Raw genomic sequence first — 12,847 nt, forward strand, 5'->3', positions numbered from 1 at the left:
GCCGCCGCGCTTGTCCAGACCGACTGATGTGCCCGAGGACTCCGGGATGCTGATCGACATGCTGTGGCGGTTCTACATTGCCGCGGACGCTCCCCCGGTGCGGGAAATAGCTCGAGTCATCAAGGGGCTGCCCGAGGATCAGCAGAAAGGAACCGCCAATCCCGAGACGGTTCGGCGCACTCTGATCGCGAAAGCCCTGCCGCAGTGGGAGACCGTGGAGGTGATCTTCTTGGCGCTGTGCCAGATCGCCAACGTGGATCCGGATGACGTCGAACCCGACGAAGACCGCGATCAGTGGGACCCGCCGCCGCAGTCCCACCGTGCCGAGCTTCATCAGCGCTACCGCAAGGCCAGGTACGGAAAGGTCACCCCGCTGCCGCGGACACGTGCCGACCGGGCCCGGCTGGAGGCCGAAGCCGAAGCGGAGATGGAAGCCTACCGTCGAGGCCGCCAGGGCTTCGGCGGCAGCGATCCCTGGGGCTCCGCGCCAGGTTCCTTCGGCGGCAGCAGCGACAACGACGACGAACCGCCGTTCTAACTGGTAGTCGCCGATTAGGTTCAATCATTGGAGGTCAGGAATCGGACACACGTTCGAATGGGAAACCGGGCGAATACCGGCGGATTCCCGACGTCGCCACGCCCACGCTGATACTGGACAGATGAGCGGACCGACCATTGGGGGCGGGATTCAGAGATGCGCCCTTCAGTCTGAAGGCGGGCTGCAGAAACAGGCTTGGGTTGCCGTGGACGACCAAGGTAACGCCTTGGCGGTGTTCGCCGTGATCCAGTTCCCGAACGATCTGCTTCGGGTGAGGGACCGTGCGATGTACACCACTCCATCGCGACGGCGACAGAATCTGGCCACAGAGCTGTTTCTTCGAGCACGTGCGGAGCTTGCCTCCGCGGAACCACCGGTCTCGCTGGAATGGAGCGGTATCGCAACGACCGGCGGATACCGGTTAGCAAAGCGGTTCAGGTTCAGCATCAGCGACGAACGCTCTGCGGAACTGGGGTCGAAGCTCGACGAAAGGCTCGCTGAAAATCCTGATGACGAAGACCTTCGGCTCTACGCGGCGGTCCGTGACGAATGTGGTGGGCGGCTACCCTTTAACCCACTCAAGCAGGAGAAGGCAGACCGGGAAGGCCAGGAAGCGCTTCACGATGCCGCTCAGGTTCTGCAGTTGCGGGTGATCGAGGAAGAGTAGTGCGGGCGGGCATGAACTTCGTGGCCTGAACAGCTGGCCTTCGAGATCACGACCGAGGCACCAACCTCATGAGACACCACAGCTAGTGCACAGGACTGCCTGACGAGCTGGGCGGCGGGATCACTCTGTAGCTGGACTGCACTACTCCATGCTCGCGGTCGCCCCGAACGGTTGGTTGCCACCAGTAGGTTCCTACATGCTTGCCCATCAGGGGCGCTTCGGTCGTATAGGTCTTGAAGTGGCCCCGCACCATGTGCCACGGTGCCGCGCCGCCGCCGATCATCGAAGCTTTGACGCCGCTGCCCGGCCGCGGGGCCCTCCCCGGCAGATTGATCACATGGTGGGTGAGCGGTTTGAACGGTCGGCCGCCACCCGGTCGCGGTCGGCGAGCCTCGCGGCTGCGGTCGCGAGCTTCAGTGACTTCGGTGTTGCGGCAGTTCATGATCGCGATAGCCATGAACGCGGGCAGTGTGGGCATGGAAGCTTGCGTGCCCACTTTGGGGTCGATACCGCTGACGCCCATCTCGATGAGCTGCCCGAGTTCGTCGACGAACGCCACAACGATCCACGGGTAGTAGACGACTTTGTCCGGAAAACCCACGAAGGACATGAATTCGAGGATCTGAACCGACCCTGCGGGGGCCCACTCGGGCGGCTCGTACGCTGCCACCCACGCTGCTGCCTGCGGGGGCTTGTTCGGGGAGTAGCCAGGTATGGGGGCGTTCCATTCGATCCACATCGACTCGAACGGCAACCGCAGCAGGCCCGCTGTCGCGGTCTTCAAGGGATCGCGGTCGGCGTCCTTCATAGCGACAACCCAGTCCGCGCACTGATCGGCCGTCACCCGTACGCAGTCGCGGACGATATGGCGAAGGATCTGAGCATCGAGGGGGACATGATCAGGTGGAGGCGGCCCGAAGATCTCAGCCGCTAGGACATCGCGGAGATCTCCTCTGCTGATGCGATCGAACATCCGCACAGAACTGCCCCCTTCGCTGCCTGCCTTTACGCGGAAGGGTACCGAAACTGTTAGCAGCGCAAGGTAATAGCGAATCAGATAGATCAGAGATGCTGGTCGATGTCTGGTACCACGCGCGTCTGACCTGCGCTGTGTCCGGTTTTCGACACGAAATTGAGGGAAGGTCGCGACAGCAGAAGGGCCCCGCCGTTGGCGGGGCCCTTCGTATGGTTGATGGCTATTCGGGTGGTTGTGCCGTGGTCAGGGCGCGGGGTTTGGAGAGTTTGCCGCACCAGCAGCCGCGGAGTGCGAGCTCGGTGGATTCGGCGTGGCAGCCGATAGCGCCGACCACATTCGGGATGGGGCTGGTGACCGGGTCGCCGAACTCGGGGTCGTAGCTGCGGTGGTGGCCGCGCTCGGTCCAGTCGTGCAGATCGGCCGGGCAGGAAGCCGGAATCTTGCCGAGCAGCTCGGACAGTTCCCGGCGACGGGCCCGCGACAGGGGCTGATCGGTGTTCATCAGAGGTCCTCGATTCGGATGGTGGCTTCGGCGAACCAGCGCACAGCGCCGGAGGCGGTGACGCGCTGGTGCCAGTCGGTGGTGCGGCGGTAGCCGAACTCGGTGAGCGCCTGGTCGAGCGCGTCGAGGGTGACTGGGGCGGTGGGCTCGCTGGTGACCGAACCCCACGATGCCTCCACGGTGGGTCCGGTCTCGGTGCCGTCGGCGGCGTCGTAGTGGGTCACGCAGCTGTAGAGGTCGGCCACCGCGAGGTCATCGTCGAGGCGGGCGATGATGAACATGTCGACGGATTCCAGGCTCATCGTCCGATCTCCTCGGTGGTGTGCAGGTTGCGCCGTCCGGCCGCGCGGGCCGGTGCTGGCTTGTGCGTTTGGGCGGTCCGGTCGGCACGAGTGGTGCAGGCCCGGCTGGACTTCGGGGCGCGGCCGGCGGCGGCGGCCTGGCGCTGGGCGATGGCGTCATCGCGAGCTTCGACGATCTGATCGGTTTTGGCCTGCCACCGCTTGTGGCGGAAGGCGGCGGAGTGCCCGATCTCTCCGGCCGCGTGGGCTTTGCCGTCGATGACGGCGCGGATCTGCTGTTTGACCTCCGGTTCGACGCCTGCCTCTGTAAGGGCGTGGCCGAGCCGGTCACGCTTCTCGATGTAGGCCTTGCGCTCGTAGTTCACCCCGAAACCGAGCGCGCCGCTGGCGACGCTGTAGATCGAGTCGCCGATCGAGGACACCGTCGTTTTGAGCCGGGCGCCCGCGTTGGTGCGGTGGCTGACCTCGACACCAGCGGCCTCGATGCGCTGGGTAACAGCCTCGCGGGTCGCGGCCGCCAGTTCGGCAGCGGCCTGGTGGGCACGCATGTAGTCGACCGCGGCTTTGGTGCGTTCGTCGGCCCACATCAGCTCGGGCAGCTGCTCGCTGCCCATGATGCGGCCGGTGTCGATGTCGTCGATGGTGGCGGCCAGCTGTGCCCGTTCCATCGAGGTCAGGCCCTGCCCGTCACGGACGATGCCGCGCAGCTGCTCGCGGGTGGCGGCCATGCGGGTGATGCGCTCGCCGATATCGTCGCTGACGCCGATCTGTTCGGGCTGCTCATCGCTGATGTCGGTATCGACGATGTAGTCGGCGTTATCGCGCTGCTCTCTGGCGTCCTCGGCGTAGAGCTGGATCTGTTCGAGGACCGCTTCGCGGTCGACGTAGCCGGGCCACACCTGCAAGTCGATCCGCTTGCCGTCCTTGATCGCGCGTCCGGCGTCGGCGACCTTGCGCTGATCGTCGTTGGTCATCACCGAAATCTGTTCCGCGACTTCGGCTCCGGCGATCTGGTTGCGCGCGAAGTGCTCCAGCAACTGCGGTACTCGGCCACGGGCCTCTTCGCCCGGGTCGACCAGCACCGGACTGGTCAGCAAGTCGATCTGGGCGACATCACCGCGCAGGTAGTCGACGGTGAACTCGATGTAGGCCCGGTCCTCGGGGGTCAGTCGCGCGTCGGCCAGGTCCACGCCCAGCAGTTCGCGCCGGGTCGCCTCGTTGCGCAGGTGGGCGCGTGGGTCGGCCGGGTCGGGCTGCTCGCCACGCCAGAAGGAGATCGCGTGGCTGACAGCGGTTTTCGACGCGGGGGTCAGCGGTGCGGCCGAGACGATGTCGACCACGGCCGCCTCGCGGGCCCGCAGGCATTCGGCCTCGGCGCTGTCCTGACGCGCTACAGCATCGATCTGGGGATCGATGCTGACGCTGAGCTGGTCGGGGTCGATGAGCACACCCCACTGCGCGTAGGAGTCACGGATCTGGTCCAGACCGGCGGCTATCGGTGTGGACTCGTGCTGCCACACCAGGGCATCGGCGAGCATCTTGGCCACGCCCTCGCGGTTGGTCCACGGGATCGTCTCCAGGCGCTCTTCGACGCGCTCGATCGAGGCGAGCATCTGGCGGCCCAGCTGCGCGGCGGCTTCCTCTCCTGCGCGTTGGGCCTGCTCGATGGTCATGTCGAGGCGCTCGAGACGCGAGCGGGCCTGATTCGTCGCAGCCGTGGCGAGCAGGTGCGCGATGCGCTGGCCGTGACCGTTCGGTGTTCCGAGTCGCGGCTGATCGGCAGCCTGCGCGAGCTCGGCGGTGGTGTCGGACATGCGGGCTTCTCCCTGAGAGTGGTTGTGGGATCCGGGTGATTCCTCGGCCCATCCGGGGCCGGGGTCTGTGGGGTGGTGCAGCTCGGCGGTGGGGATGCCGCGTCGCTCGGCAGCGCGGGTTTGATGCCCGCGGACTGCTTTGGCGACGGCTTCGAGTTGCGCGGGGCTGGCGGTGCGCTTCGGCGCCGCCTTTGTGCTGTCGAAAAGGAAGGCCACCAACCGGCGGCCGTAGCGCTTGCGTTCCATCTGGGCCACGGGTGCTTGGCCGTTGGGCCGAAGGCCCGCCGCGCGCAGTTGGCGGCGGGTCTTCAGGTGTGCGGGTGCAGCCATCCAGGGATAGGTGTCGGGCTGCTCGGGGTCGTGCACGGCGGTCATGGCGGGCAAGACCTCACAGGCCGAGACCGTGCTCGGGGCCTTTGCCGTTGCGGCGGTGGTGGGTGCGCCGCACGCCCGCGCCCTGCTTGGTGGTGCGGGTTTTGCCCCGGCCATTGCCGCGTACCGCCGCTGACGGTGGTTTGGCGTGCCCGGAGTCGGCGGCCATGCGCTGGGCGATCTCGTCCTCGCTCATGTCGGTACCGCGCAGGCTCTGTTCCAGGCCCTCACGCCGTTGTGGGCTGTCGTAGGCCGGTGGCGCCGGGGTGCGCTCGGCGGCGACCCGATCGGTGCGTTCGGCCCAGCGTGAGGCGATCCGGGTGGCCTGCTTGCCGGTGATGGCGCACTCGCCCGCCGCGCGGTCGAGGTGGGCTCGCACGCTGTTGCGGACCGGCTCAGGCGCTCCGGCGCGGGCCAGGGAGGCATTCAGGCGCACATCGATGCCGCGCTGCTCGTACTCGGCGAGGTTGATGTGCCCGGCCGCGAGCTGTGACTGAGCCTGGAACACGCGGGTGACCTCATCGGTGGTGCGCTGCACCGTCGAGGGCGGCACCGACCCGGTGCTCAGGATCTCGGTGAGCTGGCGACGGTGCAGCTGGGAGGTCGTCGCGGCGATATCTTCGGCGCGGGAGGCATCGACCGCGGCCGCGAACCGGTCGCTCGCGAACAGCATCTCCGGCACGATCGTGACCCCGGCCTCCACATCGACGAGCACGGCGCGCAACTGGTCACGCTCGAGATCGTGCAGCCCGAGCCCCGTCTTCAGGGCTGTGTCGATGCGGGCGCGGTGGGTGGCGGTCTGCTTGCGCAGCTGCTCGACAGCGGTCGCGTCCATATCGCCGGACAGGACGGCCTGGCGCTCGGCTTCCGGCGCCAGCGCCGCGTACATGCGCACGCTCTCGGCCAACGTCTCACGGTCGACGTGATCAGGCCACAGCGGCTTGAACTCACCACCGGGGTTCGCGCGGACCTCGATGCCGCGCTGGCGGGCGATCTCGCGGTCTTCCTCGGTCATCACGGCGACCGCTTCGGCCAGCCGCTGCTGCACACCGGCGGTGTCGTGGCCGTTGCGCAGCTTGACCTGGAAGTCGATCAGCATCGTGTCGACCCGGTGTTTGACCTCCTCACCCGGGTCGACCAGCGGCTCACCGAGGCGGCGCAGCTCAGCGGTCGGGGAAACCGCGGCGACGCTGCCGAGCTGATCGACGGGCATCGTCACATCCGGCCCCAAATACCCGGCCACGAACCGGATCCGAGTACGGACCCGCTCGTCGACCTTCTTCTCCGCCAACGCCTTGTTCAGCTGCTCCAGCTGCTTGGCGGAGGGGTTTTCGCGCCACGACTGGATCTCGGCGAAGATCGCCTGGCGCTCGGATTCCTCCAGGCCTTCGACTGTGGCGACGACTTGGGCCATGCGGGCCGAAGCGGTGCTCAGCCGCGATGCCGCCGCACGCTCGGTCTCAGCGGCCGCGAGCGCGCCGCTGAGCTCAGTCGGGACATCGAGCTGGAATTCCCCCGATTCCAGGTCAAGGCGGAGACCCCACCGGGTGTGGATGTGGCTGACCAGCTCAGCCATGGCGTCGGAGGCGCGCTGGGAATCCGGTGCCCACGCCGCCGCGTCCCGCAGCGCGGCCACGATCTGGGAACGGGTCGCGGTGTTCCATCCGGCCTGGCGCAGTTTCTCCAACTTCGCCTCGACGGCCGCACGCTCGGCGGCCTCCTTGGCGGCGGCCTCGCGCCGCTCCGTCTCGTCGCGCTCTTTCAGGACCTCCTGGGCGGCCTTGCGTGCGATGGCGACCTTTTGGGCGTAGGCCATCAGCTGGTTGAGCATCATCTGCATGAACCGGCCCCAGTGCGCGCCCATGTGGTCGATGTCGGGGGTCTGATCGGGGGCGTGGTCGTGCAGCTGCGGGACGAGGTGGTGGTCGGCCATGGCGTTTCCTCCGGGTGTTGCGGGGTGGACAGACGAAGCAGCCGAGACGGTGGTCTCGGCTGCGGGAGTTGGATTCGCCTGCCGCGCAGGCGTGGTGGATGGGATCGGGGTGAAGGGATCCAGGTGCGGGACCGGCACCATCTCCGAGACCTCATGACCGCAGGTGAGATGGTCTGTGAGGTCCTTGCCGGTGGCGGGTGCGACGATGCGCAGCCGCGCGACCAGCGGCTGCATGCTGGTGCGGACGCGGTCACCGCGCCGGTAGCCCGCGGCGTCAGCATCGACGACGCAGACCAGCAACTTCGCGCCCTTGAGGTACTGGGAGTGCTCCTCGGTCCACGACAGCGCACCACCGGCGTTGGTGGTGGCGACGAGCCCGGCCCGGCGGGCGGACTCGACATCCTTTTCGCCTTCGACCAGGTAGACCGGGATTCCTGCCTCGATCGCGGACTGGACTTCGGGCAGGTTGTAGGGGATCTTGTCGAAGCCCTCATCGACCCAGTCCCCGCGCTGGGTGTCCCACCGGCGCTGGGAGAACGTCTTGTCGCGGCCGCGTTCGAAGTCCGCCTCGCGGCGGATGACCTCACCAGCGACGGTGCCGTCGGCGCGAACGTAGGTGTAGGTGTCGACGACCTTCCATGCCGAGAGCTGACGCCCGAGGTCGGGCTTCTTGGATTGCAGCGGCAGGCCCGCCGTGTCGATGGCGCGGTCCGCGCGTGAGACCTCGCGAGGGCGTTGCTGGTTCGGGCGCCGTGACGATTCGCTGGTGCGCTCGATACGCCGGTCGAACATGTCACGGACCTGCAAACCCAGGGTGTCCAGAACGAGCTCGTTGTCGCACCCGGCGAAGCAGCGCACCACGGTGCGCTGCTGGGCGCTGTCGTACTTCACGCCCAGGCTGGGCCGGTGCCCGCGGCCGTCGCCCTCGTGGGCGGGGCAGCAATACCGCGTCCAGGCCCCGGACGGGCGGCCGGGACCGACGGTGCGGTCGAGGGCGGCGGTGATCGTCGCCCACGACCCCTGATCACGGGTGTGGGCGGCAGTCATCCGGGAAACTCCCACGCACCGTCGACGAACCGGTTGCGCACCGTCGATGCCGGCGGCACGAAGATCCGCGACGACACCGAGGTGGGCTCATCGTGAGCGTGACCGTCCGGGAACGCCTCGGGCGGTGCGGGCACCAACGGCAGCTTGATCAACTTGTCCTGGTACTCGTGCCCGTCCTCCACCGAGCAGTACTCGAAGGTGCCCTTGGGATCGAAGAGGCGATCCATCGTCGGGTCGCACAACGTCACCCACCAGGCGGCCATCTCGCCGCCGTCGCCCCGGCGCGCCTCCTCGAAGGCCCGCCACAGCGCCTCCAACCGCGAGACGGCCTCGCCGTGCTTGAACCACAGCGGGCACCACCGGATGGTCTTGTCGCTGCCGGGCGCGCTGACCTCACGCCGGTAGGTGTGTGCGATGAATCCGTCGACGAACGCGGGGAGAGTGCGGTAGCGAAGCTCCGGCTCCTCCTCGGCCGCGTCCTCGGGCTCCGCCTCCGGAGCCGGTTCGGGTTCCGGCTCGGGTTCGGGGGCCGGTTCGGACGGGCGCAGCGCCTGGTCGGCCTCGATGATGGCCGTCTCACGCATCCCGGCGATGACCTCGGGGGTCAGCATCTCCGCGACCACACCATCGGCGATGGTCTTGGCCTCGGCGTTGATCTGAGCCGTGACGGCCTTGCGGACTGCGGCATCGAGCAGATCGCCCAGATCCATCTGTGGGACCACCCGCACCGGCTCGGCCGCGACCTCCCCGGCCTCGGGGATGGTGTCGTTCATGGTGTCGCTCATGCGGTTTCGCCTTCCTCAGCAGAAATGCGCGGCACGGCATGCAGGTGCCGCCCTGCGCGGGTGGAGTTCTCAGGGGTGGCCGCTGCGGCGTTGAGCGCGGCGTTGATCTGGTCGCCGTAGGGGCGCTGCCACCACGGCACCGGCGCCACCAACATCGGGCGACGCCCAGCGGAGAACACGACGCAGCGGCCCGTGGGCAGTGCACCCAAATCCGATGCGTACAAAGTGGTTTCGGAGGTGCGCGAGGTCGACACCGAGCGGCTACGCGGTCCCGCGCCCTTGCTGACCGACACCGAATCGACCAGCTCGTAGTGCGGGCCGATCAACTCCGAGCGGTCCCGCAGGAACGCGCCGTCATCCAGACCAGCGCCCAGAACCTTGATGTTGGCCGCCGACCACAGCGCGTCCATGCCCTCGCGGCCCCAGCAGCGGCAGCCCTGTGCCCACGACTGCAAGATCGTCATCACGACCATGCCGCGCGACCCGAAATGCGAGTACTGCTTGGGCAGATCGCGCCAGCGCACGATGTTGGCGGCCTCATCCAGGATGAGCAGCATCGGCACCGGCAGCCGACCACCCGGATGCCTGGTGCCCTCGGCCTCACCGGCGGCCGCGACCGCCGCGCACAGAGCCACCAGCAGCGGGCCCGCGTTGCCCTTCTGCTCCTTCGACAGCGGAAACAGGGTGTCGCGGCTGGTCACGAACGCGTTCACATCGAAGGAGGTCCGCGGCCGCTCCCCGGCCTGCGGTGGTGTCACCCACTGCCGCACGTCTTCGTACTTGAGGCAGGACGCCATCTTCTTGGCCGTCGAGAAGACGCCGTCACGCTGTTTGGGCTGCGCGTTGTACTGGTCGCTCAGCGCGTCTGACACCAGCGTGTACCCGGCCTCCTTGACGATCTTGGCCGGTGCGCGGTCATTGGACTTGGTGACCCACGAAAACACCTGAGTAATCGGCTTTTTCGCGAGCGCGCACGCCAGGATCAGGCCCGCGAGCAGCTCTTCGCCCTCGGGCTCGAAGAACGCGTCGCGGCTATCGGATTCCCCCGATGCGGCGAAATGCCCGGCGAGCTCGGCCGCGCGGCGCTGAGCACCCGCGCCGCCGTCCTCACCGAGGACCCACGCGGCCGGGTCCCAGTACCAGGTGCACTCCTCACGCGCGATCTGCTGCGGATCGAACACCCACACCCGCCGCCCCGAGCCCTCGCGCAGCTTGCGAGTGGCATCGACAACGTCACGCTTGTTCGAGGTGACCAGCACCGGGCCAGGTGCTTCCATCACAGCAGGGATCACCCGCGAGGAGGACTTGCCCTGACGCGGCCCCCATATGTCGAGGTGCAGATCCTCATACGTGCCGAACAACTCGCGGCCGTCGATGACCGCACGCCCGATCAGCACGCCCGGCTCATCCTCCGGACGCAGCCGCACCTTCAGCTTGGCGGCCTTGGCCGCTGCCGCCTCCCACGACAGCGAGTCCAGCTCGCGCCCACGCGCCATGTAGCGGGCTTGGGAATCGATGGCCTCGCGGGGAATCTTCTTGCCCTTGCCGGTCTTTCCGGCCAGCTGGCGGCACTTCGCGCACGCCTTGCGGTAGGCCCACATCGACAGCCCGACACCGACAGCGGCGCCAGCCACGAGGGTGACCGCGCCACCAGTGGCCGCGCCGGTCCACTCCAGATGACCGGTCGCCAGATTGATGCCCAGGCTCAGCGGGTTCCACGGCACGTCTTGCTGGGTGTCGCTGTAGAGGGCCTCACCGACCCGCATCGACATCCCGGCCGCCTCACCGAGGCCACCGAACGCACCGACCGCGATCAGCTCCTTCCACTCCGAAAGATCGCGCTTACCAGGGGCCTTCACGCTGCGATCCACGTCGCACCGCCTTCCGAGATATCGACCAGCAGCACGACGCGGGTCGCGCCGTCGTGGCCGTGAACGGTCTGGACGTCGTCGAGCGAGGAGGCGTCGACGGTCGTGCGGATCGGGCCACGCCAGCGCATGGAGACCGTGCCGTCGGGCCACACGACCCCGTCAGCGACGACGCCCACACCCGAGAAACCGGTGAGATCCCGGTCGCGGTGCAACTGGAAAAGCCGCACGGCACAGAGGGTTTCGGTGGCGCTCATCGGGCCACCTGCCCCGGAACAGTCGGTGTCGCCGACGGGCAGAACGGGGCACAGCCCGGCCCGGTCGGCACGGTCGCGCCCGGCCCGAAATCGGTCGTACTGACCGCGACGCACACGATGACCGCGAACAGCACGACCGCGACCAGCAGCGCGCCCATCGCGACCACCACACCAACGCCGGAACCTCCCGCATCCGTCGGTGGCGCGATCGGGATCACCACATCGACCACACGCTCACGACGGGCCATCACGCGCTCACCCCCACCGGCAGAGCCGCGAAACCCACAGCCTCCGCCGCAGTCAGGCCCAGCAGCCCCGCCCAGCGTTCGACCTCGAGACGCTCCGGAGCGATCGCGATCCGCATACCGGCCACCGCCTGCTCACGGGTCAGCTGCCGACCCGGCAGGTAATCCAGGTGCCAGCGGCCCTGGCCGACGTAGTCGGCGTGATGGGCCGTGGCCTCGCTGATCAGATGCCCGTTCTGCTCGATGACCGCCGGAATCGTGGGAGCCGCTGCGCGACGCCAGGTCTCGCGGCTCCAAGTAGCCGGGATGTTCATCGTTTCCCCTTCCAACCACATGTACTGTCTGTCATGTTTGTAATGACTGTAATGACAAAGTGGAGGACGAGGCAATACCCTTGTCTTGTCTGTACTTACAAAGAAGAGATGATGGAGATCATGAACAGGCGCCCGAGATGGAAGGTCGTATACGACGACCTGCGCGAGCAGATCAGCAGCGGCGGGCTTCAGCCCGGCGACAAGATCCCCGCGGAACTTGACCTCGCCGACCGCTACAACTTCAGTCGGCCCACGGTCCGCGAGGCGATCCGCAGACTTGAGCAGGAGGGGCTACTGACTGCGGCCGTCGCGGGCCTCGGTCGGATGGTGCGCAGCCGTGACCTCATCACCTGGCATCTCACCAAGTTCGAGCTCGGCGCGTACTCCGACGATCCGGTCAACATGGTCGACCAGTGGGAAGCCGATGCTCACTCGGATGGGTGGGGAACTCGGCAGGTCGTCGCTGGTGTCGCTGAGCTGCCTGCTCCTGCCCATGTGGCCGGTTATCTCGAATGCAAGCCGGGAACAATCCTGCTGCGCCGGCGGCGGCTGCGGTACGTCACCAAGCCGCAGGTGCCCGAGCAGCTGGCCATGATCGCCGACACCTGGACGCCCTTGGATATCGCGAACATGGAGATCGATGGCGTCGCACCGTTGCGTGCCGAAGGCAATGTCGTCTATCCCGGCGGTATCTACCGCGCACTGGGCTTTAGGCAGACCCAGTTCTCCGACGAAATCACCGTGCGAATGCCCGAGCCGGACGAGGCAGCGCTGCTCGAGCAGCAGCCGGGCACGCCTGTCGGTCAGCACGCCCGGGTCGGCATCGACGTCACCGGCCGCCGTGTCCGTGTCCTGCTCAGCGTCTTCTCCGGTGACGCTCTACGACTCCGCTACGACCTGCACGTCCCCGAGAACCGACCCGCAACCAATGGCGCTACCGCCCGACCCGGAAGGACTACTCCATGAGCACCCCAGAACCCAACCGCTACGACCCCACCGGCGAGGCCGCGATTTGGGACCGCGCGGCAGAGCTGGTCATGTCGATGCGCGACCCCGAGCTGTCCGAGGACTGGAACACCGCACTCCAACAGGCTGCGCGTGCCCTCAGCAACGAATCTCGCGGCATCCGGCAAGGCCCCGGCGGCATGTACTACCGGTCGATCACGGGCAGCAACCACCAGCCGCTATCGGACTGATCGACCCGAATTCCTGTGCCCTCCAACGACG

Annotated in this window: 13 protein-coding genes and 1 pseudogene; 4 read left to right on the plus strand and 10 right to left on the minus strand. The window is 67.5% G+C overall.

Features of this window, described 5'->3' with window-relative positions:
* Positions 1-538 (plus strand): annotated as a pseudogene (locus ACW2Q0_RS30075) (hypothetical protein); the annotation flags it as partial.
* 121 nt (positions 539-659) lie between these two features.
* Positions 660-1,205, plus strand: a complete 546-nt coding sequence (locus tag ACW2Q0_RS30080) for a hypothetical protein (RefSeq protein ID WP_457194302.1) — start codon at positions 660-662, stop codon at positions 1,203-1,205.
* Positions 1,206-1,287: 82 nt separating this feature from the next.
* On the opposite strand, the gene ACW2Q0_RS30085 is transcribed toward ACW2Q0_RS30080, so the two are convergent.
* The 10 genes from ACW2Q0_RS30085 to ACW2Q0_RS30130 form a co-directional block, all read right to left on the minus strand.
* Complete coding sequence (locus tag ACW2Q0_RS30085; RefSeq protein WP_457194303.1) at positions 1,288-2,013, minus strand: hypothetical protein; 726 nt, start codon at positions 2,011-2,013, stop codon at positions 1,288-1,290.
* Positions 2,014-2,401: 388 nt separating this feature from the next.
* A complete protein-coding gene (locus tag ACW2Q0_RS30090) occupies positions 2,402-2,683 on the minus strand; it encodes a hypothetical protein (RefSeq protein ID WP_457194304.1) in 282 nt (93 codons plus the stop codon).
* Positions 2,683-2,985, minus strand: coding sequence for a hypothetical protein (locus ACW2Q0_RS30095; RefSeq protein ID WP_457194305.1), 303 nt, complete (start codon positions 2,983-2,985; stop codon positions 2,683-2,685). The genes ACW2Q0_RS30090 and ACW2Q0_RS30095 overlap by 1 nt, the downstream gene beginning before the upstream one ends.
* Positions 2,982-5,174: an RRQRL motif-containing zinc-binding protein gene (locus ACW2Q0_RS30100; protein ID WP_457194306.1), complete on the minus strand. Its 2,193-nt coding sequence runs from the start codon at positions 5,172-5,174 to the stop codon at positions 2,982-2,984. Before ACW2Q0_RS30100 ends, ACW2Q0_RS30095 begins: the two co-directional genes overlap by 4 nt.
* A gap of 13 nt (positions 5,175-5,187) precedes the next feature.
* Positions 5,188-8,151, minus strand: coding sequence for a toprim domain-containing protein (locus tag ACW2Q0_RS30105; RefSeq protein ID WP_457194307.1), 2,964 nt, complete (start codon positions 8,149-8,151; stop codon positions 5,188-5,190).
* On the minus strand, positions 8,148-8,936 hold the full coding sequence (locus ACW2Q0_RS30110) for a DUF4913 domain-containing protein (RefSeq protein WP_457194308.1): 789 nt from the start codon (positions 8,934-8,936) through the stop codon (positions 8,148-8,150). The genes ACW2Q0_RS30105 and ACW2Q0_RS30110 overlap by 4 nt, the downstream gene beginning before the upstream one ends.
* Positions 8,933-10,807: a type IV secretory system conjugative DNA transfer family protein gene (locus tag ACW2Q0_RS30115; RefSeq protein WP_457194309.1), complete on the minus strand. Its 1,875-nt coding sequence runs from the start codon at positions 10,805-10,807 to the stop codon at positions 8,933-8,935. The genes ACW2Q0_RS30110 and ACW2Q0_RS30115 overlap by 4 nt, the downstream gene beginning before the upstream one ends.
* Positions 10,792-11,061 carry a hypothetical protein gene (locus tag ACW2Q0_RS30120; protein WP_457194310.1) on the minus strand — a complete coding sequence of 90 codons (270 nt, stop codon included), beginning with the start codon at positions 11,059-11,061 and terminating at the stop codon, positions 10,792-10,794. Before ACW2Q0_RS30120 ends, ACW2Q0_RS30115 begins: the two co-directional genes overlap by 16 nt.
* Positions 11,058-11,309, minus strand: a complete 252-nt coding sequence (locus ACW2Q0_RS30125; protein ID WP_457194311.1) for a hypothetical protein — start codon at positions 11,307-11,309, stop codon at positions 11,058-11,060. The genes ACW2Q0_RS30120 and ACW2Q0_RS30125 overlap by 4 nt, the downstream gene beginning before the upstream one ends.
* Complete coding sequence (locus ACW2Q0_RS30130) at positions 11,309-11,620, minus strand: hypothetical protein (protein ID WP_457194312.1); 312 nt, start codon at positions 11,618-11,620, stop codon at positions 11,309-11,311. The genes ACW2Q0_RS30125 and ACW2Q0_RS30130 overlap by 1 nt, the downstream gene beginning before the upstream one ends.
* Positions 11,621-11,740: 120 nt before the next feature.
* Here ACW2Q0_RS30130 and ACW2Q0_RS30135 point away from each other — a divergent pair, with 120 nt between their 5' ends.
* Positions 11,741-12,586 carry a GntR family transcriptional regulator gene (locus ACW2Q0_RS30135; RefSeq protein WP_457194313.1) on the plus strand — a complete coding sequence of 282 codons (846 nt, stop codon included), beginning with the start codon at positions 11,741-11,743 and terminating at the stop codon, positions 12,584-12,586.
* Positions 12,583-12,816 carry a hypothetical protein gene (locus tag ACW2Q0_RS30140; RefSeq protein WP_457194314.1) on the plus strand — a complete coding sequence of 78 codons (234 nt, stop codon included), beginning with the start codon at positions 12,583-12,585 and terminating at the stop codon, positions 12,814-12,816. The genes ACW2Q0_RS30135 and ACW2Q0_RS30140 overlap by 4 nt, the downstream gene beginning before the upstream one ends.
* Positions 12,817-12,847 lie beyond the last annotated feature (31 nt).

It is taken from the genome of Nocardia citri (genome assembly GCF_054065835.1).

Coding starts and splice junctions, on each gene's coding strand:
- ACW2Q0_RS30080 (WP_457194302.1), top strand. CDS start 660: ATGAGCGGACCGACCATTGGGGGCGGGATTCAGAGATGCGCCCTTCAG.
- ACW2Q0_RS30085 (WP_457194303.1), bottom strand. CDS start 2,013: ATGAAGGACGCCGACCGCGATCCCTTGAAGACCGCGACAGCGGGCCTG.
- ACW2Q0_RS30090 (WP_457194304.1), bottom strand. CDS start 2,683: ATGAACACCGATCAGCCCCTGTCGCGGGCCCGTCGCCGGGAACTGTCC.
- ACW2Q0_RS30095 (WP_457194305.1), bottom strand. CDS start 2,985: ATGAGCCTGGAATCCGTCGACATGTTCATCATCGCCCGCCTCGACGAT.
- ACW2Q0_RS30100 (WP_457194306.1), bottom strand. CDS start 5,174: ATGACCGCCGTGCACGACCCCGAGCAGCCCGACACCTATCCCTGGATG.
- ACW2Q0_RS30105 (WP_457194307.1), bottom strand. CDS start 8,151: ATGACTGCCGCCCACACCCGTGATCAGGGGTCGTGGGCGACGATCACC.
- ACW2Q0_RS30110 (WP_457194308.1), bottom strand. CDS start 8,936: ATGAGCGACACCATGAACGACACCATCCCCGAGGCCGGGGAGGTCGCG.
- ACW2Q0_RS30120 (WP_457194310.1), bottom strand. CDS start 11,061: ATGAGCGCCACCGAAACCCTCTGTGCCGTGCGGCTTTTCCAGTTGCAC.
- ACW2Q0_RS30125 (WP_457194311.1), bottom strand. CDS start 11,309: ATGGCCCGTCGTGAGCGTGTGGTCGATGTGGTGATCCCGATCGCGCCA.
- ACW2Q0_RS30130 (WP_457194312.1), bottom strand. CDS start 11,620: ATGAACATCCCGGCTACTTGGAGCCGCGAGACCTGGCGTCGCGCAGCG.
- ACW2Q0_RS30135 (WP_457194313.1), top strand. CDS start 11,741: ATGAACAGGCGCCCGAGATGGAAGGTCGTATACGACGACCTGCGCGAG.
- ACW2Q0_RS30140 (WP_457194314.1), top strand. CDS start 12,583: ATGAGCACCCCAGAACCCAACCGCTACGACCCCACCGGCGAGGCCGCG.